Consider the following 24,706-nt stretch of genomic DNA (forward strand, 5'->3'; position numbering starts at 1 on the left):
TTATGGCTAAAGAAGATACCATACAGATGCAGGGTGAAATCCTTGAGACTTTGCCCAATGCAACGTTTAAAGTAAAACTGGAAAATGATCATGTAGTACTTGGTCATATCTCTGGAAAAATGCGAATGCACTATATCCGTATTTCTCCAGGTGATAAGGTAACAGTTGAACTAACTCCTTATGATTTAACCCGTGCTCGGATTGTTTTCCGAGCAAGATAAACGATAAAAGGAAATAAAATGCGTGTACAACCTTCTGTAAAGAAAATTTGTCGCAATTGCAAGATTATTCGTCGTAATCGTGTAGTTCGCGTAATTTGTACTGACCCACGTCACAAACAACGTCAAGGCTAAGAAGTTAGTTTTCTTAACTCTTGATTTTATGGTATAGTGACATACTTTGCCCTAAAAAGGAAAAAATATGGCTCGTATTGCAGGGGTAAATATCCCTAATAATGCCCATATCGTAATTGGCCTTCAGGCTATTTATGGTATTGGTGCGACTCGTGCTAAATTGATTTGTGAGGCAGCAAATATTGCTCCTACTACTAAAGCAAAAGATTTGGACGAGGCTCAATTAGACGCTTTGCGTGAGCAAGTTGCTAAATATGAAGTTGAAGGTGATTTGCGTCGTGAAGTAACGATGAGCATTAAACGACTGATGGATATGGGTTGCTATCGTGGCTTCCGTCATCGTCGTGGCTTGCCTTGTCGTGGTCAACGCACTCGCACAAATGCCCGTACCCGTAAAGGTCCGCGCAAAGCGATTGCCGGTAAGAAATAAATTTTAAGGAATTTGATTAATGGCTAAAGCAAACACAGCTTCGCGTGTACGTAAAAAAGTACGTAAAACCGTAAGCGAAGGTATTGTGCACGTTCATGCATCTTTCAACAATACCATCATTACAATCACTGACCGTCAAGGCAATGCATTGTCTTGGGCTACCTCTGGCGGCGCTGGTTTTAAAGGTTCTCGTAAAAGTACACCATTTGCAGCACAAGTTGCAGCAGAAGCAGCTGGTAAAGTTGCCCAAGAGTATGGCGTTAAAAATTTAGAAGTCCGCATTAAAGGCCCTGGCCCTGGTCGCGAATCTTCTGTACGTGCTTTAAACGCTCTTGGTTTCAAGATTACCAGCATTACTGACGTTACCCCGTTGCCTCATAACGGTTGCCGTCCGCCTAAAAAACGTCGTATTTAATATTGGAGTGATTTAAAACATGGCACGTTATATTGGCCCTAAATGTAAATTAGCACGTCGCGAAGGTACGGATCTGTTTTTGAAGAGTGCACGTCGCTCTTTGGATTCAAAATGTAAAATGGATTCTGCACCTGGTCAGCACGGTGCAAAGAAACCACGTTTGTCAGACTACGGTTTGCAATTGCGTGAAAAACAAAAAATCCGTCGTATTTATGGCGTGTTAGAACGCCAGTTCCGTCGTTACTTTGCGGAAGCTGATCGTCGTAAAGGTTCTACCGGTGAATTGCTGTTGCAATTGCTGGAGTCCCGTTTGGACAATGTCGTTTATCGTATGGGTTTTGGCTCTACCCGCGCTGAAGCACGTCAATTGGTTTCTCATAAAGCTATCGTTGTAAACGGTCAGGTTGTTAATATCCCTTCTTTCCAAGTTAAAGCAGGCGATGTTGTAGCTGTTCGTGAAAAAGCTAAGAAACAAGTACGTATCCAAGAGGCATTGAGCTTGGCTACTCAAATTGGCTTGCCAAGCTGGGTATCTGTTGATGCCGACAAATTGGAAGGTGTATTCAAAAATATGCCGGATCGCTCAGAATTGTCTGGCGATATTAATGAACAGCTGGTGGTAGAGTTCTACTCTAAATAATGCTAGCTCAATGAGGGACAGTTAAATGCAAAATAGCACAACCGAATTTTTGAAACCTCGTCAAATCGATGTAGATACCTTGTCTTCTACTCGAGCTAAGGTGTCTATGCAGCCATTTGAGCGTGGTTTTGGTCATACTTTAGGTAATGCTTTGCGTCGTATCTTACTGTCATCCATGAATGGCTTTGCACCAACTGAAGTAGTTATTTCTGGCGTATTGCACGAATACTCTACTATTGATGGTGTTCAAGAGGATGTTGTTGACGTTCTCTTGAACATTAAAGGTATCGTATTTAAGCTTCACGGTCGTAATCAAGTTCAGTTGACTTTGAAAAAAGCAGGTGCCGGTGCTGTTGTAGCCGGTGATATTGATTTGCCACATGATGTGGAAATCATCAATCCTGAACATGTTATTTGCCACTTGTCCGACAATGGTCAAATCGACATGGAAATTAAAGTAGAGCAAGGTCGTGGTTATCAATCTGTTTCAGGTCGTCGCGTATTGCGTGATGAGAACAAACAGATTGGTGCGATTCAGTTGGATGCGAGCTTTTCGCCCATCAGTCGTGTTAGCTTTGAAGTTGAACCTGCACGCGTAGAGCAACGTACGGATTTGGATAAATTGGTTTTAGATATTGAAACCAATGGTTCTCTTGATCCAGAAGAAGCTGTACGTAGTGCCGCACGTATCTTAATTGACCAAATGTCTATTTTTGCAGATTTGCAAGGTACTCCGGTTGAAGAGGTTGAAGAAAAAGCGCCTCCTATCGATCCTATCTTGCTGCGTCCTGTAGATGATTTGGAATTAACCGTACGTTCAGCTAATTGTCTGAAAGCTGAAGATATTTACTATATTGGCGATTTGATTCAACGTACTGAAACCGAGCTTCTCAAGACCCCTAATTTGGGTCGTAAATCTTTGAATGAGATCAAAGAAGTGTTGGCCTCTAAAGGTCTGACATTAGGTTCCAAATTAGAAGCTTGGCCGCCTGTAGGCTTAGAAAAGCCGTAAGTTTGAAGATTAAAGGATAATGACATGCGTCATCGTAATGGCAACCGCAAATTAAACCGTACTAGCAGCCACCGCGCTGCGATGCTGCGCAATATGGCGAATTCCTTGTTGACTCACGAAACCATCGTGACAACTTTGCCGAAAGCAAAAGAATTGCGCCGCGTAGTTGAACCCTTGATTACTTTGGGTAAAAAACCATCTTTGGCAAACCGTCGTTTGGCTTTTAACCGCACTCGCGATCGTGATGTTGTAGTTAAATTGTTTGACGAATTGGGTCCACGCTTTGCTGCTCGTAACGGCGGCTATGTTCGTGTACTGAAATACGGTTTCCGTAAAGGTGATAATGCTCCTTTGGCATTGGTTGAATTGGTTGATAAAGCAGCTGATTCTGCTGAATAAGCAAATTGATATGAAAGCACTACCTGTTTAGGTAGTGCTTTTTTCATTTAGGAAGTCTCTATTTTATTTTACAACGCTACAATTTTATTGTTTCATTCAATGGGGTGAATATAGTTGTAGCTCCCTTTCTCATTTCGCAGTGCTACAATAAACTTTATCCGGTACTGACCCCGTTGCGTGTTGTAGCTCCCTTTCTCATTTCGCAGTGCTACAATAATCCAACGGGAAATCCTTATTCTATAAGGGTTTCCCGTTTTATTTTGACTAAAAAAGTGGCTTTAAAATAATAATAGTTGGTCTGAATTGACCCTTTTTTCTTGGGTTTTTAGCTCTCCCAACAGCAGTTTCATGGTGGCAAATTGCTTTTCTGTTACTTCCAAACAGCGGATTGAGCCTTCTTGTGGCAGGTTTGCACATAGTCTATTGTGGTGTTTTTGCAACGAATCTCGACCTTTGACAATACGGCTGTATACGGAAAGTTGGAGCATTTGGTATCCATCTTTTAATAAAAACTGGCGGAATTGATTGGCGGCTTTGCGCTTGGCCGCCGTGGTAACCGGTAGGTCGAAGAAGACGATAATCCTCATAAATTTGGCCTCACTCATATTGGTATTCTTTCAATGGCAAGATTTCAGGCAATTTCAGCTGTTTGGCGTTTTTGTCGGTGATGCTGGCTTGAAATGAAGAAATCATTTTGTCGATAGCGGCCAAGGTGCTGAAATATTGCCGTTCGATGCAGATTTGACAGTGAAGGGTCTTGATAAGGTTTTGTTTGATGTTAGGGGTCAGATCAGTTTTCAGACGGCCTTGTTCATGCAAATGTATAACGAACAGGTCGGCCAATGGGCGTAAGGGTTCGATAAAGTCATCGGCGAGGTTGAATGGATTTAGTTCGCTTCTATGAAACAAGCCTAATGCAGGTAACCAACCATATAAGGTCAGGGTGCGTGCAACTGCTGCACGGAGTACGGCGTAGGTGTAGTTCAATGTGGCATTGACGGTATTGTTGTCATTACGGGTAAACTTTTCTCCAAAGAGGGCTTGGAAGTAGAGGGCGGCAGCTTGGGCTTCACGGTTTCCGGTGTCGCCCGAACGGACTTCGACTGCCAAAGTGCGCAGCCGTTTGGCTGCAAGATCATTGCCTGTTTCGTCTGCGACAAATGCTTGATTTAGGATTTTTTGGCGGACGATATGTTGCCAGAGTTGCTTTTTTAAGGGTTCGCTTATATTTAGCTGCAGCTTGAGGATTTTGAGTTGGCGGTGATATTGGGCATAAGGCAGCCATTGTCCGCAGGGAGGAACTGCTCGTCACATGTCAGCAGGGTTGTACCATGCTCGGCTAAGGCTGATAAGAGCGGGGCGGTAATCAGGGTTTCGCGGTTTTCGATGATGATTACGGCAATGTCTTCTAATGGTACGGTATGGAACTCACCGTTTTGTTGAATCAGCAGTTGCCGGCGTTGCAAGGATAGTTTGCCGCCGTTTTGAATGAGCAGGCTGCGCCAAGTCATGTTTTTCCCCTTATTTGTATATAAAAATCCCTGCTTCAGGCCGTCTGAAACAGGGATGGATTAATTTAACGGACAGGCGGGCGTTTTTTCAGACGGCATAGTCTGATTTCTTTGCCCAGTTCGTCAATTTGGTATTTTGGGAATGAAAGGGCGGTTTTGACACCAACATTTTGGAAAATGCCGTTTTTCCCTTTGGTGCTATCCGTATCATGTGTACGAATATCAATCGCCGGTATAAGTTAACTTTTTTATACGGCTCGTCCATAAGTATAGAACGCTCAGAATCAGTCAATGGCCGCTCGCTGCCTTGCTCTAAAATACGCAGGTTGTTCAGCTTGGTCAGCCAGATGAAACTTCGGCTGTGTAGGTGTTTTTAGCGGCTTTCGGCTCTGTCGGTTCAAAGGTGCAATGCCCCAATATTTTTTGAACAGCATCAGGCGTTGCGTCATCAGCAGGATTTCAATACTTTTTTAAGGCCGTCTGAAAAGATGTGCCGCAACGCTCTGCCCCTTAAGGCTTCTGCTTTAAGAGGCATCGTTTTGTCTAAATGGCAGGGATTAAAAAGGCCGTCTGAAATTTCAGACGGCCTTTGGTTTTACCAGATATCGGATTTGATTTTTCGTTTCAAGCCCGGGTGTTCAGAGAGTTTGAACTCTGGGTCTTTGCCCATTTTCAGCTTGGCTGTGTAGTCTTTCAACAGCAGGAAGGCAAGTGGGGACAGGAGCAGGATAGCAACGAGGTTAATCCATGCCATGATGCCCATGGCCATGTCTGCCATATCCCATACCAAGGGTACGTTGGCAACTGCACCGAAGTAGACCCATGCCAAAACCAGCATACGGAAAACGGCGGTAACCAGCCAATGGCTCTTGATGAATTGGACGTTGGACTCGGCATAGGCATAGTTGCCGATAACGGTTGAAAAGGCAAACATAAACAGGATGGCAGCAAGGAAGCCCGCTCCCCATTCGCCTACCTGGCTGACGATTGCCGCTTGGGTTAGCGCCGCACCGCTCAGGTCGCCGTAAGGCTGTTGATAGGTCAAGACGATAAAGGCGGTGCATGAGCAGACGATGATGGTATCGACGAAAACGCCCAGCATTTGAATCATGCCTTGGGAGACGGGGTGTTTTACTTCGGCTGCGGCTGCGGCGTTCGGCGCGGAACCCATACCCGCCTCATTGGAATACAGGCCGCGTTTGATACCCTGCATCATGGTGATCGAAATCAGACCGCCGAGGAAACCTCCTGCAGCCGAATCAAAGTTGAACGCGTTGGAGAAAATCTGACCGAACACGTCAGGAATCAGGGAAATATTGGTAGCAATGATGAAGAGTGCTATGACGAGATATAAAACCGCCATCAGCGGAACGATAATTTCCGCGGCTTTAGATACGCGACGGATACCGCCGAAGATAATCGGGGCAGTCAGAATGACCAGGGCGACACCGACATAGTGTTGATCCCAGCCCCATGCCGCTTTGGTGGTATCGGCGATGGTATTGGTCTGTACGGCTTCAAATACAAAGCCGAAACAGAAAATCAGGCTCAGGGCGAACAAAACGCCCAGCCATTTTTGTCCCAGGCCTTGAGTGATGTAGTAGGCAGGACCGCCGCGGAAGTGGTGGTTGTCGTAGTCCCGGACTTTAAAGAGTTGGGCCAGTGAAGATTCGACAAACGCCGAACTCATGCCGATTAAGGCGGTTACCCACATCCAGAATACCGCACCCGGCCCGCCGAGTTTGATGGCAATCGCCACGCCGGCGATGTTGCCCACGCCTACGCGGCTGGCCAAGCCGGTAACGAATGCTTGGAATGGTGTGATTCCGTGCGGATCATCACCTTGTTTGCGGCCGCCCAACATTTCTTTGATACTGCGGCCGAAGAGGCGGAATTGTACAAAACCGGTGGTAACGGTGAAAAAGAGGCCTGCGCCTAAAAGCATATATACCAACCCCGACCACATTGGGTCGTTGATGGCGTTTACCCAGCCGTGAAGCTGTTCGAAAAATTGATCCATACAAACCTTTCAGAGTTTCTGTATTTTCAGACGGCCTGTGTGTGGAGGCTGTCTGTAACTGGATGTATTCTAGCAGACTGTCAACAAACTGAAAAACGTTTACATATTCTTTTTTATATTATCTTTTTGATTATCATGTAATTTTATTATTATGGTGTAAAGGATTTATCGATTTTAATTTTCCCGTTTTACATATTTGAACAAAAAGGCCGTCTGAAAACAGAGTCTTGTTTTCAGACGGCCTTGATTTTATTTCAATGCGTTATTCGGGACGCATTTGCGGGAACAGAATCACGTCACGGATGGTTTGCGAATCGGTCAGCAACATTACTAAGCGGTCGATACCGATGCCGCAGCCGCCTGTCGGCGGCAGGCCGAATTCCATCGCGCGGATGTAGTCGGCATCGTAGTGCATGGCTTCGTCGTCGCCGGCGTCTTTTTGTGCTACTTGCGCTTTGAAGCGTTCGGCTTGGTCTTCGGGATCGTTCAACTCGGAATAGCCGTTTGCCAGCTCACGGCCGACAACGAACAATTCGAAACGCTCGGTCAGACCCGGTTTGCTGTCGGATGCGCGTGCCAATGGCGACACTTCGACAGGGTAGTCAATGATGAAAGTCGGGTTCCATAGTTTGCCCTCGGCGCAACCTTCAAACAGGGCAAGTTGCAGGCTGCCGATGCCCGGAGACGGAGGCAGACTTTCACCGTGTTTGACGATTTCTTTTTTCAGCCATTCTTCATCGTTCAACTGCTCGTCGGTGTAGTGCGGATTGTATTTTTTGATGGCTTCGAGAATGGTCAGGCGTTCAAACGGGCTTTCCAAATCGACTTCTTTGCCGTTGTAGCTGATTTTCGCCGTGCCGTTTACCGCGCGGGAAGCGTTGCGGATGATATCTTCCGCCATCTGCATCATGCGCTCGTAGTCGGAGAAGGCTTCGTAGAATTCGATCATGGTGAATTCAGGGTTGTGGCGCACGGACATGCCTTCGTTGCGGAAGCTGCGGTTGATTTCAAACACGCGCTCCAAACCGCCGACCACCAAGCGTTTCAGATACAGCTCGGGCGCGATGCGCAGGTAGAGCGGAATGTCCAAAGCGTTGTGGTGGGTCACGAAAGGTTTCGCCGTTGCGCCGCCGGGAATCGGGTGCATCATCGGGGTTTCGACTTCCAAATAATGCTCGTTCACCATGAAATTGCGCACGGATTGGATGATTTGGCTGCGTTTGATGAAGGTATTGCGCGATTCTTCGTTGGCAATCAAATCGACGTAGCGTTGACGGTATTTGGTTTCCTGATCGCTCAAACCTTTGTGTTTGTCGGGCAGAGGACGCAGGGATTTGGACAGCAGGCGGATATTAGATACGCGCACGGTCAATTCACCGTGGTTGGTTTTGAACAAAGTACCTTCCGCGCCGACGATGTCGCCCAAGTCCCAGTGGTTGAAGTCATCCAAGACTTCTTGGCTCACGCCTTTGTTGTTCAAATAAAGCTGGATTTGACCGGTCACGTCTTGAATGGTGGCGAAGCTGGCTTTGCCCATTTGACGTTTGAGCATCATACGGCCGGCCACTTTGACGGGAATGCCTTGCGGGTCGAGTTCTTCTTTGCTGATTTCGCCGTATTGGGTGTGCAGGTCGGCGGCAAAGCTGTCGCGTTTGAAATCGTTAGGGTAAGCGTTGCGTTCTTTGCGGATGTTGTGCAGTTTTTCGCGGCGCAGGGCGATGATTTGGTTTTCGTCCAACTGCGGCTCGATTTGAGGATTGTTTTGTTCGCTCATGATGTTTTCCGGAAAAATAAGTCAGGCTGCCCATGTGTTCAGACGGCCTGAATAAAGTGAAAAATTGGCTCTATTTTACGCGATGTCGGTATTTTTTTCTATAAAGGCAGAAAGGTCGTCTGAAACCTGAACTGCCTCCAAAAACAGTATTTTTGTGATCGGCTTGTCGCCGATAAAGGTATTTTTGCGGTAGTCGGTCAAGATTTTGGACTGAAGGGTTTGAGTGGGCAGATGCCGCTTTCCTGACAGGCGGTTATCCAACGTCGCAGATGGGTGCGTGAGATGCGGTATTGGTTTGCGTACGCGGACAGGTAGTGGAATACGGTTTGGTATTTTGAAGTGTAATGTATATTGGGTCATAAAAAACTGCACCTTGTTAGTTGGAGGGCAACTTTGGGGGTGCAGTTCATTCTGTCTAATATCTTGCTCTTCAATTATCAAAACCGTTGGATTGAGATACGGAAATTGCCTCAATACGTCCCGTTTGACGGTAACGCCGAGTTTGATTCGGCGCTTCACCTTTACCCGGATAAATCCCTGTTCCACGTTCCACTTCAAATGTAAAATTTTTAGGTTGGCGGGCAAATGTTACATATTCACGCGCTTCTATTTCCGACATTATGATTTTTTTGACTTTGCCCAACTTGGCTTCTGCATCTTTAATCTTCATGCCCGGGTGTACACCTGAAGCCGTGTGACAGGCGGGAGAATAGGTGCTCAAAGAATCAATTTTTTTATGGAGTTTTATAGGAGAATCAGGATCGTCGTCTCCATCTTGAAAAGCGATAACCATAACGTCTTTAGACAGCGTAATGGCAACATACGCCACACCTTCGGCATCGCTTGTTCTCTCCATTTTCGCCTTCGGGAATTTCTGTTTTACCTGCTTTAAGTTCTGCCCTAATTTAATTCCTCCGATACCATCTTTTTGAATCAAACATTCAGCAGCGGCAGGCATGGCAAGACCCAAAATCAACGCGCTCATTATCCCGATTTTGTGCAACATGGTTACTTTCCTATTTAATAAAAATTAGTTATAAAAAACTGCACCTTGTTAGTTGTAGTAGCAACTTTTTGGGTGCAGTTTAACCTGAAAAATCAGCTTCAGACGGCCTTTTGTTTCATGAAGGGCCGTATCGGCAGTTAGATATCAGTTTCCAAATAGACGACTTGGGTTTGCAGGTATTCTTCCAAACCGTGTTTACCGTCGGCGCCGCCGATACCTGATTTTTTCCAACCGGCATGGAAGCCTTGCATGGCTTCGAAGTTTTCGCGGTTGATGTAGGTTTCGCCGAAACGCAGGCGACGGGTTACATAAAACGCTTCATTCAGATTGGTGGTATAGACGGAACTGGTCAGGCCGAACTCGCTGTCGTTTGCCAAAGCGATGACTTGGTCGAGCGTGTCGAAAGTGGCAACCGGCAGGACTGGGCCGAAGGTTTCCTCTTTCATGATGTCCATGCTGTTGTCGGTATCGGTCAGCAGGGTAGGTTCGAAGAAGTAGCCTTTGCCGTCGGCACGTTTGCCGCCGCAGACCAGTGTCGCACCTTGTTTGACGGCGCGTTCCACTTTTTCAGCAACGGCTTTGACGGCGCGCTCTTCAATCAGCGGGCCCATTTCCAGCGCGCCGGGTTCGGCTTCGGCCGGGTTGCCGTAGCGAACGCCTTTCATGGCGGCAGTCATTTTTTCAATGAACGCGTCTTTCAGGCTGCTGTGGACATACACGCGCTCGGCGCAGTTGCAGATTTGGCCGGTGTTGCCGACGCGCGAAGCCAAGATGGATTTCACTGCCAAGTCCAAATCCGCGTCTTTCAAAACGATGGCAGGGGCTTTGCCGCCGAGTTCCAATGAGACTTTGGTAATGTTGGTGGCGGCAGCTTCCATTACTTGGCGGCCTGCTTCTACAGAACCGGTCAGGCTGACCATGTCGACTTGCGGATGTGATGCCAAGGCATTGCCGATTTCTGCACCCGGGCCGTTGACGACGTTGAATACGCCGGCCGGTAAGCCTGAAGCGTGAACGATTTCAGCAAAGATGTGGCAGTTGATCGGGGTAACGCTGCTTGGTTTGACGACGATGGTATTGCCTGTTACCAAAGCCGGGCCCATTTTGCGGGCGATCAGGAAGAAGGGGAAGTTCCACGGCAAAATGCCGGCAATTACGCCCAAAGGACGTTTGAACAATAAAATATTTTCGCGCGGGCGGTCGCTTTGGATGATTTCGCCTTCATAACGGCGCGCCCATTCGGCTTGGTAGTCGAGATAATCGGCAGTGAACATAACTTCTATGCGTGCCAAGTCTTTGGTTTTGCCGCCTTCGGCGACAATGGTGTCGGTCAGCTCGTCGGCACGTTCGCGTATGCCTTGGGCGATTTTGCGCAAGTATACGCCGCGTTCAACAGCAGGCAAACGCTCCCATGCGGCTTGCGCCTCTCTGGCGGCAGCAACGGCACGGTCAACATCGGCTTTTCCGCCTTTAGGCTCGCGCGCGATGACTTCTTCGGTTGCCGGATTCAATACATCGCGCCATGTACCGTTAAAATCGGTTTCAAAACGGCCGTTAATATACATAGACAGTTGTTTCATCAAACTTTCTCCTATTGTTGTAGTTGAATGTAGTTTTAGTCTATGCCTAAATTGTCTGGCATACAAGAGGATTTAGAGTGGGTTGACGGTAGGTATTTGGAAGTTTTTAGAAAAAGTTGATGGAAGGGGGAGTCGGGCTTGGTTGATTATAGGTTGGTGCTGGTGTGATGCGTTGGGTAACGTTCATACGCGGCATTGGGACAAAGCCTGTATATGGCTTGATTTTGAAGATAGGGGAGGTATCGTATGGAGAAGGGTTTGATAAAGATGTAAAAAAACCTGCTTTTTTAAAGCAGGTTTTTATATTTGGTGGGTCGTGAGCGATTCGAACGCTCGACCAACGGATTAAAAGTCCGCTGCTCTACCGACTGAGCTAACGACCCGATAAGCTGTGCATTATAGGGAGCTTGTTTCTTTTCGTCAACTGTTTTTTTGAAATTTTTTTCAAAAAACGTAAATCGGTTGTTATTTGGCGTTAATTCTCCCGTTTCCGAGTATTAATTATGTTATGATTTTTTAATCTGTCAGTTCTGATGGATATTTTTTAGACCAAAGGATATACAACATGAAAAAATTATTGATTGCTGCGATGATGGTGGCTGGTTTGGCTGCTTGTTCTCAAGAGGCGAAACAGGAAACTCAAGAAGCGGCTTCTGCCGTTGCTTCTGATGTGAACGCTGCTGCCGAACACGCGGCTTCTGCTGCTGATGCTGCTGCTTCCGAAGCTAAAGGCGCTGCTGAACAGGCTGTTTCTGACGCTAAAGAAGCCGGTGCCGATGCGAAGGAAACTGCGGAGAAAGCAATTTCCGATGCTAAAGAAACTACCGGTAAAGCCATCGATGGTGCTAAAGAAGCCAGCGACAAAGCTTTGGACGATGCAAAAGCTGCTGTGGGCGAAGCTAAAGACGCTGCCAAAGATGCGGCTAAAGATGCTTTGGGTAAAGCTGCCGATGCAACTCAAGAAGCTGCCGACAAATTGAAAGATGCTGCTAAATAAGCTGGTGTCCGATATTTGAAAAGGCCGTCTGAAAAATGTTTTTCAGACGGCCTTTTTGTATCGGCGGATTATTTTTTTTCTTGCTGACGCGTGTACACCAAAGAAGTCAGGATGGATGCGCCCAGTGCGCCGAAGACGACGGACAGGGAAATGGAAATCGGGATATGTACCCAGTGCATAATCAGCATTTTGATACCGATAAAGCTCAATACGAAGGCCAAGCCGTATTTGAGGAAGATAAAGCGTTCGGCAAAATCCGCCAGCAAAAAGTACATGGCACGCAGGCCTAAGATGGCAAAAATGTTGGAGGTAAGGACGATGAACGGGTCGGTGGTGACGGCAAAAATAGCGGGAATGCTGTCCACGGCGAAGATGATGTCGCTCAATTCGATCATAATCAATACCAGTAAAAGCGGCGTAGCGATGCGTTTGCCGTTTTCAATGGTAAAGAATTTTTCACCGTCAAACTGTGGGCTGGTCGGGATGACTTTTTTGAGCAGGGTCAGGATTTTGTTTTGGGAAAGGTCTTCCTCTTCTTCCGATTCGGGTTTCATCATGTGGATGCCGGTATAGAGCAGGAATGCGCCGAACAGGTAGAGAATCCATTCGAATTGCTGTACCAGTGCCGCGCCGATGAAAATCATGATGGCGCGCAGGACGATGGCGCCGAATACGCCATAGAGCAGGACGCGGTGTTGGAATTTGGGTTCGACTTTGAAATAGCCGAAAATCATCAGGAAAACGAAGATGTTGTCGACGGCAAGGGATTTTTCGAGCACATAGCCGGTGAAGAATTCGAGGACTTTTTCTTTGGCGACAACGGCCCCGTAAGCCGGGTTGCCCGCCAGTTCGAAATAGAGCCAGCCGGCAAACGCGCAGGATACGGCCACCCAAATGCCGCTCCAGGCGAGGGCTTCTTTGATGCTGACTTTGTGGGCGCCGTTTTTTTTCAGCGACACCATATCGATGGCGATCATGATTAAGACGGCAATAAAGAAGATGCCGTAAAACATCGGCGAGCCGACGGACGGGTATTGGGTCATAAACAATCCTTGTGTGTGGGGTATGGGTAAGGTTTACCAAGACAGGTAGAACATTGCTTTGGCAAAAAAGACGATAAATAGCATATGGCTGAATACGACGGCGTGTATGTATTTCGACCAGCCGACGGTGAGGGTGTGCCGTGCCATTTTGACGACGGCGATGGCAAAATGTACCAAAACGCTTACTGCCAACAGGATTTTGATGCTCAGCATGATGCCGAAGGAGCTGTCGAATGGGTGGTGTAGTATCGGCAGGTAGCGGTTGTACACCATCACGATGCCGCTGATGAACAGGGTAATGACGACAGGCGGCATCACGCGGACGGCACGATGGGACATGGCACGTTCGACTTCGCGGCGCGATTCGCGTGAAACGCGGCCGGTGTGTAAAACGGAGAGGACCAGCATTTCGAAAAATACGCCGCCGACAAAGGCAATCGCGCAATAAACGTGGATGATGTGTGCCAGTGCGTAGATACTCATGACGGGTGTTTCCGGTAATTCAGACAAGTCGTCATTGTATCACTACCGAATGCGGTTGATGTATGCGCAATTTTATGCCAAATATATTAAAATTTATAAATATTCTTTTGGAATTGCCGTTTGTTTTTGCATTTAACCGTTCATCAAGAGCGTTATCTTAGTTTAATCTGTCTTTACTTATCAGAAAATATATTAATGAAAGGTTGTGCCATACTGTTCCATATAAAGCTTAACCCCTGATGGAGAATCAAACCATGAAGAAAACTTTTGCAAAAACTGTGACCTTGATCATGCTGGCCGCTTCTTTGGGTGCGTGTGCCAATATGACTCAAACTCAACGCAACACTGCTGCTGGTGCGGTATTGGGCGGCGTGGCAGGTAATTTGATTGGTGGCGATACCGGCTCTACCTTGGGTGGCGCGGCTTTGGGTGGTGTTATCGGCAGTCAAGTTCATACCCGCTACTAATCCTTTATTTGGTTAAAAATAAAAAGGCCGTCTGAATGTTCAGATGGCCTTTTGTTTTACGGTTTATTCGTTGACGAACGTTACACCGGTCAGTTGCGATTGCAAAATAGCAGTGCGCAAGGCAGTCAGTGCTTTCGGACGGACAAAGTTGCGGCGATAAGCCAAAACGACACGGCGGTGCGGTGCAGTGCCTTCAAACGGGATAATGCTGAAAAGCATGTGGTCGTTTTCGGTCAATGCGGTAGCCGGCATGACGCTGATGGCCAGGCCGCTGGCAACCATGTGGCGGATGGTGTTAATGGAGCTGCCTTGTAGGGTATTGGTCAAGCCCTGGATTTTTTGCTTGGAAGCCAATTCGGAACAGCTTGCCAACACTTGGTCGCGCATACAGTTGCCTTCGGACAGCAGCAACACTTGTTCTTCGCTCAAAAGCTGAGGCGTAACGGCATCGAGTTCTTCAAAGTGATGTCCTTTGGGAACGATGACGAAGAAAGGTTCGTCATACAGAGGCTCGGTTACGATGCCCGGCTCTTGGAACGGTTCGGCAACGACGATTGCATCGACATCGCCGCGTTTGAGCGACTCGGTCAGGATGTGGGTATAGTTCTCTTCCAGCATCAGCGGCATTTTCGGCGCAGTTTCACGCAGCGCGGTAATGAGCTTGGGCAGAAGGTAGGGGGCAACGGTAAAAATCAGGCCGAGTTTGAACGCGCCTTCCAATTCGTTTTGCTCTTCATTGGCAAGGTGCTTGATGAGTTCGGCTTCTTCCAGAACCCGGCGGGCTTGGGCAACAATGCGCTCGCCCGCTTCGGTCGTGATGATGTCGTTGCTGCTACGGTCGAACAGGGATACCGACAGCTCTTCCTCCAGCTTTTTGATGGCGATGGAGAGGGTGGGCTGGCTGACAAAGCAGCGTCGTGCGGCACGTCCGAAGTGACGTTCTTGTGCGACGGCTACGATGTAACGCAATTCGGTCAAGGTCATGTGTTAAGCCTTTTTTTGTTCCGGCAGGGTGATGTTCAGCTCAAGAACGTCCAAGCCGTCTTGTTTCTCTTGGGAGATGCGGATGTCGTCCAATGATACGTTGACGTATTTGGACAGGACTTCCAGCAACTCTTTACGCAGGGTCGGCAGATAGTCCGGAGCTTGGCCTTCTTGTGCGCGTTCTTGCGCGATGATGATTTGCAGGCGGTCGCGCGCGACTGTGGCGGTTTTCGGCTTTCTGCCGAACAGCATATCGAGCAGTGACATGTATTAACCTCCGAACAGTCGTTTTAAGAAGCTTTTCTTCTCAGCTTCGAGGAAACGCATTTCGCGGTTTTCACCCAAGAGGCGGGCGATAACGTCTTTATAGGCTTCCGCGGCGGCGGCATTGTCTTGGTGGATGACAGGTTCGCCGGCGTTGGAAGCTTGCAGGACGTTTTGTGATTCAGGAATCACACCGATCAACGGAATACGCAAGATGTCGCAGATGTCTTGTACCGACAGCATTTCGCCTTTGGCCACGCGCTCTGGGGAGTAGCGGGTAATCAGCAGGTGCTCTTTAACTGTGCCGCCTTGTTCGGCTTTGCGGGATTTGCTTTGCAAAATGCCCAAGATGCGGTCGGAGTCGCGGACGCTGGATACTTCCGGATTGGTAGTGATGATGGCTTCGTCGGCAAAGTAGAGCGCCATCAGTGCGCCTTGTTCGATACCGGCAGGGGAGTCGCAGATAATGAACTCGAAGCCCATTTTTTTGCTGGACAGCTCTTTCATCACGTTGTCGACGCCGTCGCGGGTCAGCGCGTCTTTGTCGCGGGTTTGCGAGGCGGGCAGGATGTAGAGGTTTTCGCAGTTTTTGTCTTTAATCAGGGCTTGGTTGAGTGTGGCTTCGCCTTGGATGACGTTGATGAGGTCATACACGACGCGGCGTTCGCAACCCATAATCAGGTCGAGGTTGCGCAAACCGACGTCGAAGTCGATTACGGCGGTTTTGTGGCCGCGCAGGGCCAGGCCGGTTGCGATGCTGGCGCTGGTAGTGGTCTTGCCTACGCCGCCTTTACCTGAAGTTACTACGATGATTTTGGACACGATATTTCCTTTTTAAGTACTGATGTTTATTCGGCGTCGATTGCGCTGATAACCAGTCGGTTGTCTTGCAATGATACTTGTACGGGTTTTTTGTGCAGATGCTCGGGCAGGTCTTGCTCGAAGTTGCGGTAGATGCCGGCAACGGAGACTAACTCGGCCTGCATGGAATGGATGAAGATGCGCGCGTTGGTGTTGCCTTTTGCGCCGGCCAACGCTCTGCCGCGCATGGGGGCGTAAATATGGATGTTGCCGTCGGCGATAAGTTCTGCGCCTTGGCTGACGATGCCGGTAACGATGAGATCGCCGTTTTCAGCGTACACCTGCTGGCCGGTACGCACGGGCGTGCTGACCAATACGGTCGGATTGTTGATGACGGTGGCCTGTACGTCTTGCGGCTGCGGTGCCTGGCGCGGGGTGGGCGCTGCCTGTGTGTCGGCTGCCTGGGTGGCGTTGCCTTGTTTGAAGACCAAGTGGTAACGCGCCGCCGCCGCCGCCCAGGTATCGCTGATGTGGTGCAGCCCTAAAATTTGCATACCGTAACGGGCAAACAGGGAAATCATGCCGCCCAAATCGATGGATTCGGGATGGTCGAAATCTTGTACGTCTAAAATGAAGGGAACGAATTCGTCTTGGGACTGGCCTGCCAGTTGGCGCAGGAATTCTTCCAATTCGGTTAGATCTGCGGTGTGCAGATGGATGGATAAGACGTCCAAACGTGACGTTTTTATGTCGAATGCGGGTTTCATTGTAATGAAATAATAAAATTTTTTAATGACGTAAGTTTACCGTGTAAATCTTGGCTATTCAATCTGTTTGGCCGTCTGAAACCAAAATATTTTGTTTGAACGTTTTTCAGCTGTATTTAGTGTGGTTTTTTGGTGTGAACGCAGGTTTCAGACGGCCTTAGGAAAGGGATAGCCGTGTGTGTCGATGTCATCGGCGGCCGCCCACGGTGTGTGGATGAGGGTGGACGGCAGGTGTGCCAATTCGGGGAGGTAACTGCGGATGTAGCTGCCGTCGGGGTCGATTTGGTGCGAACGGTGGGCATAGCGGACGGTGGCTGTGTCTTGGGCGGCAAGGTGCCAGTTGGCTTGGTTGAGCGCGGGGTCGGTGCCGGTTTGGACGGAGGCTGTCCACGTGATACCTTGGTTGGGGTCAAGGTTGAGGGCATGGCAGAAATAGTGGGCGCACAGCTGCTGGAGAACAGGATGTAGGTGGCCGGTGGCTTCGAGGCTGCGGATGGAGGCGTCGATGACGGGTACGCCGGTTTGGCCGTTGCGCCAGTATTCGCGCACCGGGGCGGCATCGGTTGTTTCGGGCAGACGGCGGTGGTAGGCGAGCTGGTAGCAGTAGTCGCGGAAAATAAGCTTGTCCAGCCACTCGAAATGTCGGTTTGCCAAACCTTCGGCGGCCAGCAGGCGAGGTGAAATGCAGCCTGCGGACAGGTAGGCATTGAGGAGGCTGGTGTTTTTTCGTGCCGGAAAGTTTTGGGTAATCGGGTAGTGAACCAAATTTTGTTTGAACGCGTGCCATTGCGTTAAGGCTGCGGTTTCGCCGCCCTGTTGATAGGCAGGCAATACTGCGCCGCGATGGGCTGGAAATAGTGGAACGTTTTGTCCGGTTTGAACAGGCAATTCGGTTTCAGACGGCCTTTGTCCTGAATAGGTCTGCAACCATGCTTGTTTATAGGCGGCAAAATCGGTGTATGGCAGGCCGTTGGCATCCATGAGGGGAGATTTGGCCAAAATGCCGCGGTCGTTGGCGTGTTGCAGGGCAATGCCTGCGCGGTCGAAATTGTGCCAGAGGAGGTTGTCTTGGCGGATTTCGGCTTCGGTGTAGGCTTCGTCAGTGATGACGGTATGGGCATGGAGCGCAGCGGCCAAGGGGAGGAGGTCTTCGTCGGAAGCGACGGCATATAAGGGAATATGGTGTGCCGCCAGACGGGTATGCAGCTCTTGCGCGGCTTGATAATGGAACAGGCTTTGACGCGGATTGTGGTTTTCAGACGGCCTTTGGCTGACCCAGACGCAGGCGATGGGCAAACCGCTTGCAACGGCGGCATTAAGCGCGGCATTGTCGTGCAGGCGGAGGTTGCGGCGGAACCAGACAAGGACGTGGGCAGATTTCATGAGCATGTTCCGACGGAAAAGGGGGAAACCATTTTATCAGAATCGGCCTCATGTATCAGGCTGTCTGAAAAATCTTTTGGTTTGATTTCGCTATATAATTTTGGTTTTAGCAACGAGATGCAACCATGACCGAGCAAACCGTTTTGGCACTCATTACCTGCCAAACCTATCCCGAACCGTCAGACAACCTGAAAACATTGGCGGGGCATTTGGAAACCATGGGTGTGAAAACCGTATTTGATACGTGGCAAAACCATCCGTCCGCGCCGTTTTTGCTGCCTTTGTGCGCATGGGATTATGCCGCCGAACCCGAAGCCTTCCGCCAATGGCTGGAGCATGCCGGGCAGGCGGGGCAGCGTTTTATCAATCCGCCCGAATTGATGGCTTGGAATATGGAAAAGACTTATTTGTGCGATTTGGCGGCGCGCGGCGCGCAAGTGATTCCCAGCGTGTTCGTTCCCGCGCACAAAGACAAATTGGCCGATATTCTGAAACAACAAGGTTGGACGGAAGCAGTTATCAAGCCCGCATTCGGACAGAGCGGCAAAGGCGTGGTCAAAGTTTGTGCGGAGGCATTGGACGTGGATATGGCGGATTATCCGCAAGGCATGATGGTTCAACCGTATATCCGCGAAATCGAAACGGCGGGCGAAACCTCGCTGGTGTTTTTCAACGGCGCATTCAGCCATGCCGTGCGCCGTCAGCCGCCGCAAGGCGAATGGCGCGCCAACTCGGCCTATGGCGTGTCGGTGTTCGGTATCGAGCCGCCCGAGTTTGCCGTCCGTGCCGCGCAAGATGTACTGGCCGTCTTGCCGCAAATGCCGGTTTATGCCCGCGTGGACGGCACACTGATTGGCGATACCTTCCTGCTTAATGAGTTGGAACTCATCGAACCTGCCCTGTACCTGCACACCAGCGAAGGCGCGGCGGAGCGTTTTGCCCGAGTGTTGGCCGGGTTGCTGAAATAGGGTTGCGGCACGCACATTCAGGCCGTCTGAAAGATTTTTTTCAGACGGCCTGAATTTTTTTAAACAGTTGGCAGGAAGATGTTTTAAAGCATGCTTTTATTTGTCATTTTAATTGGGCTGGGGTCTTGGCCTGCTCTGGATTGTAAACAATTTTCTTGGTGTCGATTAGGTTTTATTTAGGGTAAAAATACGAAAAGCTTTTGAAAATAAATATGTTGTAATCTTAAACATTCTGTGCTGAAATTACAGGACACTACAAAAAAGTGGTGTTTTAAAAAATAAAACAGACAAAGGAGAAAAACCATGCAATTGCTTTTAGACAATCTCAAAGCTTTTTTTGAAACCATCAGCGGCTGGGTCTGGGGGCCTATTATGTTGATGCTGCTGGTCGGTACGGGCATTTTGCTGACCGTTTTGCTGAAAGGCTTGCAGTTCACCATGCTGGGTTATGCGTTGAAACAGGCGTTTGTGCCGTCAAAGAAGCATGAAGACGGTGAAGACCACGAAGGCGATATTTCCCATTTTGCAGCGTTGATGACCGCGCTGTCGGCCACCATCGGTACGGGCAATATCGCCGGCGTGGCGACTGCGGTGGTAACCGGCGGCCCGGGCGCGGTATTTTGGATGTGGATGACCGCCATTTTCGGTATGGCCACCAAATACGGCGAGGGCGTGTTGGCGGTGAAATACCGCGTGACCAACTCCAAAGGCGAGATGTCCGGCGGCCCGATGTATTACATCGAAAAAGGCTTGGGCAAAAACTGGAAATGGATGGCTGTCGCATTTGCGCTGTTCGGCACATTCGCTTCCTTCGGTATCGGCAGCTCGGTGCAGTCCAACTCGGTTGCGCAGGCAGTGCAAACCAGCTTCGGTGTTGAACCTGCCTACACCGGCGTGATATTGACCGTATTAACGGCCATTGTGCTTTTAGGCGGCATTAAGGGCATCGCCAAAGCGGCGTCCTTTATCGTGCCTGCCATGGCAGTATTTTATGTAGTGGGCGGTATTTCCATTATTGTCGTGAATTCTGACACACTGATGCCTGCCGTCAAACTGATTTTCTCCGATGCGTTTAGCGCACAGGCCGTGGCTGGTGGAGCCATCGGCACGGTCATCCGCTACGGCGTGGCACGCGGCGTGTTCTCCAATGAGGCGGGCATGGGTTCTGCGCCGATTGCCGCCGCCGCCGCGAAAACCGACCACCCCGTCCGTCAGGCTTTGGTTTCCATGACCGGTACTTTTTTGGACACCATTGTTGTCTGCTCGATTACTGGTATCGTGTTGGTCATGGGTCTGCTCGGCGCAGGCGGCGAGTTTGTGAAACCTGAATTGAGCGGCGCGGCGCTGACAACCGTCACTTTCCAGAAAATGCTGCCCGGTATCGGCGGCTGGATTGTTACCATCGGCCTGATTTTCTTTGCCTACTCAACCATTCTCGGCTGGTGTTATTACGGCGAGAAATGCGCGGTGTACGTTTTCGGTGAACGCTTTGCCGGACTGTACCGCGTGGGTTACGTCTCTTCCGTCATGCTGGGTACCGTGTTGAGCCTTGATTTGGTGTGGCTGGCTTCGGATACGTTCAACGGCTTGATGGCCTTGCCCAACCTGATTGCGCTTTTGTTGATGGCGAAAGTCATCGTCAATGAAACGCGCGACTTCAAACAAAAAATCAAAAACGGCGAATTGCCGCATTGATGTCCAAGGCCGTCTGAAACGGAACATTCAGACGGCCCGATGTATATCAGTTTGTTTTGAAAAAAGTCAGAGGAGGAGAAAAATGAAAGTGCTGGTTTTAGGTGCCGGAGTTGCCGGCGTATCTTCCGCGTGGTATCTGGCAGAGGCCGGACATGAAGTAACGGTCATCGACCGCGCCGAGGGCGTGGCGATGGAAACCAGTTTTGCCAACGCAGGCCAGCTCTCTTACGGCTATACCACGCCCTGGGCTGCACCCGGCATCCCGACCAAAGCGCTGAAATGGCTGTTTAAAAGCCATCCGCCTTTGCTGTTTCGCCCCGACGGCAGCCTGTATCAAATCGAATGGCTGTGGCAAATGCTGCAAAACTGCACGGCAGCGCGCTATCAAATCAATAAAGAGCGCATGGTCAGGATTTCCGAATACAGCCGAGAAATGTTCCGCCGTTTTGAAGTGCAAACCGGCATGAATTTTGAAGGGCGCAAAAAAGGGACGTTGCAGATTTTCCGCCAAACCAAAGAAGTCGAAGCGGCAGAACAAGACATTGCCGTTTTGGAACGCTACGGCGTGCCCTACCGCCGTCTGAAACCCGAAGAATGCGCAGAATTCGAGCCTGCGCTGGCGCGCGTTACCGCCAAAATTGCCGGCGGCCTGCACCTGCCTGCGGATGCGACCGGCGACTGCCACCTCTTCACCGAAAACCTGTACAAATTGTGTCAGGAAAAGGGCGTACAGTTTCATTTCAACCAAACCATCCGCCGCATCGAACACAACGGGCTGCGCATCAGCGCAGTGGAAACCGAAACAGAACGGTTTGAAGCAGATGCCGTTGTCTGCGCACTCGGCTGCTTCAGCAGGACGGTTTTGGCGCAGTTGGATCTCGATCTGCCCATTTATCCCGTCAAAGGCTATTCCTTGACCCTGCCGGTCACAAATTCCGACGGCGCGCCGGTTTCCACCGTTTTAGATGAAAGCTACAAAGTCGCCATCACACGATTCGACAACAGAATCCGCGTCGGCGGCATGGCGGAATTGTCGGGCTACGAAATCAAACTGCCCGAAAAACGCCGCGAAACATTGGCTTTGGTCGTCAACGATTTATTCCCCGAAGGCGGCGATTTGAATCAGGCATTGTTCTGGAGCGGCCTCCGACCGATGACGCCCGACAGCACGCCGTTAATCGGGCGCACCCGCTTTGAAAACTTATTCCTGAATACCGGCCACGGCACTTTAGGCTGGACCATGTCGCTGGGTTCGGCAAAATTGACCGCCGATATCGTGAGCGGCAAAGACACCGAAATCCGCAGCGACGACTTGAGCCTGTCGCGCTATCAGGCTTAAGCTGGAAAGCGATAAGGTTTGGTGATATTTCAAACTTAAGGGCCGTCTGAAAACCATTTTTCAGACGGCCTTTTGTTCCCAGTATGTCTTGTTATACTGCAATCAGACTGACGTAAAGATTTTTTGTAAAAGAAATACGGATGGATTTGAAAAAAGTTTGTGGCCTGTTCTTCATGTTGGCGGTATTGCCGGTATTTTCCAAAGGCAGTGTGATTTAGCAAAACAACCCGGTTGCGGCTATGTTGAGGGACGGTAGCAGCTTGGGAAAAGCATAGGAGATTGTCCCATATTTCCTTTCAGTAACATTGCCGTTTTTGAAGATGGACATGCCTTATAATTTTTTTATAGAATCTATACATCATTTTTTAAAAAGGTTAATGTGTGAAGAAAATATTTTTAGGTGTTTTTATTGCATCAGTGTATATGCCTCTTGCGCTGGCTGATACTTGCGAAGAACCAAAATTAACCGGTAGAGAAGGTTACAGCACGGTTGATTGCCTTAGTGAAGAAGGCCTGTCTATGGTTACTAAGCCGGGTAACAAGAAGGCTCCTTATTTGTATGGTTTTGTCAATCGACAAGGGAAAGTTGTTGTTCCGCTCAAATATTACGTTGCTCGCGATTTTTCTGAAGGATTGGCGGCAGTTTGTAAAACAGTAGGAAAATCAGATCAGCTTTTATGCGGCTACATCAACGCCAGTGGTAAAGAAGTGATTCCTTTGAAATTTGAGGACTTGCCTGGTGATTTTGCACAAGGTCTTGCTCCTGCCAAACAAAAAGGCAAATGGGGCTTTATTGACAAAAATGGCAAAGTTGCCCTCCCATTTCAATATGATAAAGCCGATTCATTCAGCGAAGGATTGGCTGCGGTTGTCCCTGCTGATACAGATAAATATGGCTATATCAATACAAAAGGTGAGATGGTTATTCCACCAAAATATGAAAATGCCTTTTATTTTAATGAAGGATTAGCTGCTGTTCAGATTCTTGATAAATGGGGTTATATCGATAACAGAAATCAGTGGGTAATTCCTGCGCGATATAAAAGTGCTTCTAATTTTCAGGATGGTATGGCAAAAGTTGTACAAAATGATAAATACGGTTATATCGATAAAAAGGGAAAGGTAGTTATCCCTTTTAAATATACGTATCTAGGTTCATTGAGTGAAGGTTTGATCGGTGCAGAATTAAACGGCAAATTCGGTTATTTAGATAAAACTGGTAAAGTAGTTATACCGTTCAAATTTGGTACTTTCAATGATTTCCAAAATGGTGTGGCACTTGTTAATATGAAGAATAAATTTAAAGACGAAGATTTTAGTGAAGATGAATTCTTTTATATTGATAAGCAAGGCAAACCAGTTGAGATTGAATAGCAATTCCTGAATTTTTTGTCAGTAGGTAGGGTCGTCTGAAAACTATTTTTCAGACGACCTTATGTTTCAAAATCCGGGTATCTAATCAATAAAATAAATAATAACTATTATCATACGTATTAAAAAGTGTTAGTCTGAACCTGTCCCAGCTTTTAGCGCAGGTTTTCTCATGCCCGATTTTTCGATGTCCAATTTGGCCGTTGCCTTTTCTATCACGCTGGCTGCCGGTTTGTTTACCGTATTAGGCAGCGGTTTGGTGATGTTTTCCAAAACGCCCAATCCGCGCGTGTTGTCGTTTGGTTTGGCATTTGCCGGCGGTGCGATGGTGTATGTTTCCCTGACGGAGATTTTCAGTAAATCCAGCGAGGCGTTCGCTGAAATTTATGATAAAGACCATGCGTTTGCGGCGGCGACCATGGCATTTTTGGCCGGTATGGGCGGCATTGCGCTGATTGACCGCCTGGTGCCGAACCCGCATGAAACCTTAGACGCGCAAGACCCGTCGTTTCAAGAAAGCAAACGCCGCCATATCGCGCGAGTCGGTATGATGGCGGCGTTTGCGATTACGGCGCACAATTTCCCCGAAGGTTTGGCGACGTTTTTTGCCACCTTGGAAAATCCGGCGGTCGGGATGCCTTTGGCCTTGGCGATTGCCATCCATAATATTCCGGAGGGCATTTCTATCGCCGCGCCGGTTTATTTTGCCACCCGAAGCCGTAAGAAAACGGTATGGGCGTGTCTGTTATCCGGTTTGGCCGAGCCTTTGGGGGCGGCTTTGGGCTATTTGGTTTTACAGCCGTTTTTGTCGCCTGCCGTGTTTGGCTCGGTGTTCGGCGTGATAGCCGGTGTGATGGTGTTTTTGGCGTTGGACGAGCTGTTGCCGGCCGCCAAACGCTATTCAGACGGCCATGAAACCGTTTACGGCCTGACAACGGGCATGGCGGTGATTGCCGTCAGCCTGGTATTGTTCCATTTTTAAAACCCGTATGCCAAAGGCCGTC

27 protein-coding genes, 1 tRNA gene and 2 pseudogenes are annotated in these 24,706 nt (G+C 49.0%); 14 read left to right on the forward strand and 16 right to left on the reverse strand.

All coding sequences use genetic code 11. The annotated features are described in order from the left end of the window. Window positions 1-2: 2 nt before the first annotated feature. The 7 genes from infA to rplQ all read left to right on the forward strand — a co-directional run bounded on the left by infA (window position 3) and on the right by rplQ (window position 3,249). Window positions 3-221, forward strand: coding sequence for a translation initiation factor IF-1 (gene infA, locus ACTHUG_RS08940; RefSeq protein WP_003684714.1), 219 nt, complete (start codon window positions 3-5; stop codon window positions 219-221). 18 nt (window positions 222-239) lie between these two features. Continuing rightward, window positions 240-353, forward strand: a complete 114-nt coding sequence (gene rpmJ, locus ACTHUG_RS08945; RefSeq protein WP_003697674.1) for a 50S ribosomal protein L36 — start codon at window positions 240-242, stop codon at window positions 351-353. 67 nt (window positions 354-420) lie between these two features. Further along, the gene (gene rpsM / locus ACTHUG_RS08950; RefSeq protein WP_003749295.1) at window positions 421-783 is read left to right on the forward strand and encodes a 30S ribosomal protein S13; all 363 of its coding nucleotides are present in this window, start codon (window positions 421-423) and stop codon (window positions 781-783) included. 19 nt (window positions 784-802) lie between these two features. Further along, window positions 803-1,198 (forward strand): 30S ribosomal protein S11, encoded by a 396-nt coding sequence (gene rpsK, locus ACTHUG_RS08955; protein WP_002216249.1) that lies wholly within the window; start codon window positions 803-805, stop codon window positions 1,196-1,198. Between the two features lie 19 nt (window positions 1,199-1,217). Next, window positions 1,218-1,838: a 30S ribosomal protein S4 gene (rpsD, locus tag ACTHUG_RS08960; RefSeq protein ID WP_003749296.1), complete on the forward strand. Its 621-nt coding sequence runs from the start codon at window positions 1,218-1,220 to the stop codon at window positions 1,836-1,838. A 25-nt stretch (window positions 1,839-1,863) separates the two neighbouring features. Then, window positions 1,864-2,850 carry a DNA-directed RNA polymerase subunit alpha gene (locus tag ACTHUG_RS08965; protein WP_440386593.1) on the forward strand — a complete coding sequence of 329 codons (987 nt, stop codon included), beginning with the start codon at window positions 1,864-1,866 and terminating at the stop codon, window positions 2,848-2,850. Window positions 2,851-2,874: 24 nt separating this feature from the next. Next, the gene (rplQ, locus tag ACTHUG_RS08970; protein ID WP_036493502.1) at window positions 2,875-3,249 is read left to right on the forward strand and encodes a 50S ribosomal protein L17; all 375 of its coding nucleotides are present in this window, start codon (window positions 2,875-2,877) and stop codon (window positions 3,247-3,249) included. Between the two features lie 278 nt (window positions 3,250-3,527). On the opposite strand, the gene cas2 is transcribed toward rplQ, so the two are convergent. From cas2 to ACTHUG_RS09015, 9 genes and pseudogenes are all read right to left on the reverse strand, one after another. Beyond that, the gene (gene cas2 / locus ACTHUG_RS08975; protein WP_036493500.1) at window positions 3,528-3,854 is read right to left on the reverse strand and encodes a CRISPR-associated endonuclease Cas2; all 327 of its coding nucleotides are present in this window, start codon (window positions 3,852-3,854) and stop codon (window positions 3,528-3,530) included. Further along, window positions 3,847-4,760 (reverse strand): annotated as a pseudogene (gene cas1, locus ACTHUG_RS08980) (type II CRISPR-associated endonuclease Cas1). The gene cas2 and the pseudogene cas1 overlap by 8 nt, the downstream one beginning before the upstream one ends. 163 nt (window positions 4,761-4,923) lie before the next feature. Next, window positions 4,924-5,230, reverse strand: a pseudogene (locus ACTHUG_RS08985) (type II CRISPR RNA-guided endonuclease Cas9); the annotation flags it as partial. 125 nt (window positions 5,231-5,355) lie between these two features. After that, on the reverse strand, window positions 5,356-6,780 hold the full coding sequence (locus ACTHUG_RS08990; protein ID WP_440386592.1) for an alanine/glycine:cation symporter family protein: 1,425 nt from the start codon (window positions 6,778-6,780) through the stop codon (window positions 5,356-5,358). A gap of 262 nt (window positions 6,781-7,042) precedes the next feature. Further along, window positions 7,043-8,554 carry a lysine--tRNA ligase gene (gene lysS / locus ACTHUG_RS08995; RefSeq protein ID WP_049331866.1) on the reverse strand — a complete coding sequence of 504 codons (1,512 nt, stop codon included), beginning with the start codon at window positions 8,552-8,554 and terminating at the stop codon, window positions 7,043-7,045. A gap of 75 nt (window positions 8,555-8,629) precedes the next feature. Further along, complete coding sequence (locus ACTHUG_RS09000) at window positions 8,630-8,914, reverse strand: hypothetical protein (protein ID WP_440386591.1); 285 nt, start codon at window positions 8,912-8,914, stop codon at window positions 8,630-8,632. A gap of 70 nt (window positions 8,915-8,984) precedes the next feature. Then, entirely contained in the window at window positions 8,985-9,560 is a 576-nt protein-coding gene (locus ACTHUG_RS09005; protein WP_314059357.1) for a hypothetical protein, read from the reverse strand. 137 nt (window positions 9,561-9,697) lie between these two features. Further along, window positions 9,698-11,140: an aldehyde dehydrogenase gene (gene aldA, locus ACTHUG_RS09010; protein ID WP_254343434.1), complete on the reverse strand. Its 1,443-nt coding sequence runs from the start codon at window positions 11,138-11,140 to the stop codon at window positions 9,698-9,700. A 307-nt stretch (window positions 11,141-11,447) separates the two neighbouring features. Further along, window positions 11,448-11,523, reverse strand: a tRNA-Lys gene (locus tag ACTHUG_RS09015). Window positions 11,524-11,705: 182 nt separating this feature from the next. Here ACTHUG_RS09015 and ACTHUG_RS09020 point away from each other — a divergent pair. Beyond that, window positions 11,706-12,137: an Ag473 family lipoprotein gene (locus ACTHUG_RS09020; RefSeq protein ID WP_003749309.1), complete on the forward strand. Its 432-nt coding sequence runs from the start codon at window positions 11,706-11,708 to the stop codon at window positions 12,135-12,137. A gap of 68 nt (window positions 12,138-12,205) precedes the next feature. Here ACTHUG_RS09020 and ACTHUG_RS09025 read toward each other — a convergent pair whose 3' ends face one another. Next, window positions 12,206-13,180 (reverse strand): TerC family protein, encoded by a 975-nt coding sequence (locus tag ACTHUG_RS09025; protein ID WP_254343436.1) that lies wholly within the window; start codon window positions 13,178-13,180, stop codon window positions 12,206-12,208. 33 nt (window positions 13,181-13,213) lie between these two features. Further along, window positions 13,214-13,663 (reverse strand): CopD family copper resistance protein, encoded by a 450-nt coding sequence (locus tag ACTHUG_RS09030; protein ID WP_128581381.1) that lies wholly within the window; start codon window positions 13,661-13,663, stop codon window positions 13,214-13,216. Between the two features lie 254 nt (window positions 13,664-13,917). On the opposite strand from ACTHUG_RS09030, the gene ACTHUG_RS09035 reads away from it, so the two are divergent. Continuing rightward, complete coding sequence (locus tag ACTHUG_RS09035) at window positions 13,918-14,130, forward strand: glycine zipper 2TM domain-containing protein (RefSeq protein WP_003684747.1); 213 nt, start codon at window positions 13,918-13,920, stop codon at window positions 14,128-14,130. A gap of 63 nt (window positions 14,131-14,193) precedes the next feature. On the opposite strand, the gene ACTHUG_RS09040 is transcribed toward ACTHUG_RS09035, so the two are convergent. The 5 genes from ACTHUG_RS09040 to ACTHUG_RS09060 form a co-directional block, all read right to left on the reverse strand. Continuing rightward, window positions 14,194-15,114, reverse strand: a complete 921-nt coding sequence (locus ACTHUG_RS09040; RefSeq protein ID WP_003749313.1) for a hydrogen peroxide-inducible genes activator — start codon at window positions 15,112-15,114, stop codon at window positions 14,194-14,196. Window positions 15,115-15,117: 3 nt separating this feature from the next. Beyond that, window positions 15,118-15,381: a cell division topological specificity factor MinE gene (gene minE / locus ACTHUG_RS09045; protein ID WP_003680625.1), complete on the reverse strand. Its 264-nt coding sequence runs from the start codon at window positions 15,379-15,381 to the stop codon at window positions 15,118-15,120. A gap of 3 nt (window positions 15,382-15,384) precedes the next feature. Beyond that, on the reverse strand, window positions 15,385-16,200 hold the full coding sequence (gene minD, locus ACTHUG_RS09050; protein WP_440386589.1) for a septum site-determining protein MinD: 816 nt from the start codon (window positions 16,198-16,200) through the stop codon (window positions 15,385-15,387). 26 nt (window positions 16,201-16,226) lie between these two features. After that, a complete protein-coding gene (gene minC / locus ACTHUG_RS09055) occupies window positions 16,227-16,946 on the reverse strand; it encodes a septum site-determining protein MinC (RefSeq protein ID WP_440386588.1) in 720 nt (239 codons plus the stop codon). A 147-nt stretch (window positions 16,947-17,093) separates the two neighbouring features. Continuing rightward, window positions 17,094-18,329, reverse strand: coding sequence for an FAD-binding domain-containing protein (locus tag ACTHUG_RS09060; RefSeq protein WP_440386587.1), 1,236 nt, complete (start codon window positions 18,327-18,329; stop codon window positions 17,094-17,096). A 125-nt stretch (window positions 18,330-18,454) separates the two neighbouring features. Between ACTHUG_RS09060 and ACTHUG_RS09065 the strand changes: the two genes are divergently transcribed. From ACTHUG_RS09065 to zupT, 5 genes are all read left to right on the forward strand, one after another. Continuing rightward, window positions 18,455-19,297 (forward strand): ATP-grasp domain-containing protein, encoded by an 843-nt coding sequence (locus ACTHUG_RS09065; RefSeq protein ID WP_440386586.1) that lies wholly within the window; start codon window positions 18,455-18,457, stop codon window positions 19,295-19,297. Between the two features lie 303 nt (window positions 19,298-19,600). Next, window positions 19,601-20,992 (forward strand): alanine/glycine:cation symporter family protein, encoded by a 1,392-nt coding sequence (locus ACTHUG_RS09070; RefSeq protein ID WP_440386585.1) that lies wholly within the window; start codon window positions 19,601-19,603, stop codon window positions 20,990-20,992. Then, window positions 20,940-22,331 (forward strand): D-amino acid dehydrogenase, encoded by a 1,392-nt coding sequence (locus ACTHUG_RS09075; protein ID WP_440386583.1) that lies wholly within the window; start codon window positions 20,940-20,942, stop codon window positions 22,329-22,331. The genes ACTHUG_RS09070 and ACTHUG_RS09075 overlap by 53 nt, the downstream gene beginning before the upstream one ends. 381 nt (window positions 22,332-22,712) lie before the next feature. After that, window positions 22,713-23,705, forward strand: a complete 993-nt coding sequence (locus tag ACTHUG_RS09080; RefSeq protein ID WP_440386582.1) for a WG repeat-containing protein — start codon at window positions 22,713-22,715, stop codon at window positions 23,703-23,705. A gap of 169 nt (window positions 23,706-23,874) precedes the next feature. After that, on the forward strand, window positions 23,875-24,684 hold the full coding sequence (zupT, locus tag ACTHUG_RS09085) for a zinc transporter ZupT (protein ID WP_002224778.1): 810 nt from the start codon (window positions 23,875-23,877) through the stop codon (window positions 24,682-24,684). Window positions 24,685-24,706 lie beyond the last annotated feature (22 nt).

The sequence above is a fragment of the Neisseria sp. P0022.S009 genome (assembly GCF_051956675.1).
Taxonomy (GTDB): Bacteria; Pseudomonadota; Gammaproteobacteria; order Burkholderiales; family Neisseriaceae; genus Neisseria.

What these genes read in the sequence shown, in the direction of transcription:
- infA (WP_003684714.1), top strand. Translation starts at nt 3, where the DNA reads ATGGCTAAAGAAGATACCATACAGATGCAGGGTGAAATCCTTGAGACT.
- rpmJ (WP_003697674.1), top strand. Translation starts at nt 240, where the DNA reads ATGCGTGTACAACCTTCTGTAAAGAAAATTTGTCGCAATTGCAAGATT.
- rpsM (WP_003749295.1), top strand. Translation starts at nt 421, where the DNA reads ATGGCTCGTATTGCAGGGGTAAATATCCCTAATAATGCCCATATCGTA.
- rpsK (WP_002216249.1), top strand. Translation starts at nt 803, where the DNA reads ATGGCTAAAGCAAACACAGCTTCGCGTGTACGTAAAAAAGTACGTAAA.
- rpsD (WP_003749296.1), top strand. Translation starts at nt 1,218, where the DNA reads ATGGCACGTTATATTGGCCCTAAATGTAAATTAGCACGTCGCGAAGGT.
- ACTHUG_RS08965 (WP_440386593.1), top strand. Translation starts at nt 1,864, where the DNA reads ATGCAAAATAGCACAACCGAATTTTTGAAACCTCGTCAAATCGATGTA.
- rplQ (WP_036493502.1), top strand. Translation starts at nt 2,875, where the DNA reads ATGCGTCATCGTAATGGCAACCGCAAATTAAACCGTACTAGCAGCCAC.
- cas2 (WP_036493500.1), bottom strand. Translation starts at nt 3,854, where the DNA reads ATGAGTGAGGCCAAATTTATGAGGATTATCGTCTTCTTCGACCTACCG.
- ACTHUG_RS08990 (WP_440386592.1), bottom strand. Translation starts at nt 6,780, where the DNA reads ATGGATCAATTTTTCGAACAGCTTCACGGCTGGGTAAACGCCATCAAC.
- lysS (WP_049331866.1), bottom strand. Translation starts at nt 8,554, where the DNA reads ATGAGCGAACAAAACAATCCTCAAATCGAGCCGCAGTTGGACGAAAAC.
- ACTHUG_RS09000 (WP_440386591.1), bottom strand. Translation starts at nt 8,914, where the DNA reads ATGACCCAATATACATTACACTTCAAAATACCAAACCGTATTCCACTA.
- ACTHUG_RS09005 (WP_314059357.1), bottom strand. Translation starts at nt 9,560, where the DNA reads ATGTTGCACAAAATCGGGATAATGAGCGCGTTGATTTTGGGTCTTGCC.
- aldA (WP_254343434.1), bottom strand. Translation starts at nt 11,140, where the DNA reads ATGAAACAACTGTCTATGTATATTAACGGCCGTTTTGAAACCGATTTT.
- ACTHUG_RS09020 (WP_003749309.1), top strand. Translation starts at nt 11,706, where the DNA reads ATGAAAAAATTATTGATTGCTGCGATGATGGTGGCTGGTTTGGCTGCT.
- ACTHUG_RS09025 (WP_254343436.1), bottom strand. Translation starts at nt 13,180, where the DNA reads ATGACCCAATACCCGTCCGTCGGCTCGCCGATGTTTTACGGCATCTTC.
- ACTHUG_RS09030 (WP_128581381.1), bottom strand. Translation starts at nt 13,663, where the DNA reads ATGAGTATCTACGCACTGGCACACATCATCCACGTTTATTGCGCGATT.
- ACTHUG_RS09035 (WP_003684747.1), top strand. Translation starts at nt 13,918, where the DNA reads ATGAAGAAAACTTTTGCAAAAACTGTGACCTTGATCATGCTGGCCGCT.
- ACTHUG_RS09040 (WP_003749313.1), bottom strand. Translation starts at nt 15,114, where the DNA reads ATGACCTTGACCGAATTGCGTTACATCGTAGCCGTCGCACAAGAACGT.
- minE (WP_003680625.1), bottom strand. Translation starts at nt 15,381, where the DNA reads ATGTCACTGCTCGATATGCTGTTCGGCAGAAAGCCGAAAACCGCCACA.
- minC (WP_440386588.1), bottom strand. Translation starts at nt 16,946, where the DNA reads ATGAAACCCGCATTCGACATAAAAACGTCACGTTTGGACGTCTTATCC.
- ACTHUG_RS09060 (WP_440386587.1), bottom strand. Translation starts at nt 18,329, where the DNA reads ATGAAATCTGCCCACGTCCTTGTCTGGTTCCGCCGCAACCTCCGCCTG.
- ACTHUG_RS09065 (WP_440386586.1), top strand. Translation starts at nt 18,455, where the DNA reads ATGACCGAGCAAACCGTTTTGGCACTCATTACCTGCCAAACCTATCCC.
- ACTHUG_RS09070 (WP_440386585.1), top strand. Translation starts at nt 19,601, where the DNA reads ATGCAATTGCTTTTAGACAATCTCAAAGCTTTTTTTGAAACCATCAGC.
- ACTHUG_RS09075 (WP_440386583.1), top strand. Translation starts at nt 20,940, where the DNA reads ATGAAACGCGCGACTTCAAACAAAAAATCAAAAACGGCGAATTGCCGC.
- zupT (WP_002224778.1), top strand. Translation starts at nt 23,875, where the DNA reads ATGCCCGATTTTTCGATGTCCAATTTGGCCGTTGCCTTTTCTATCACG.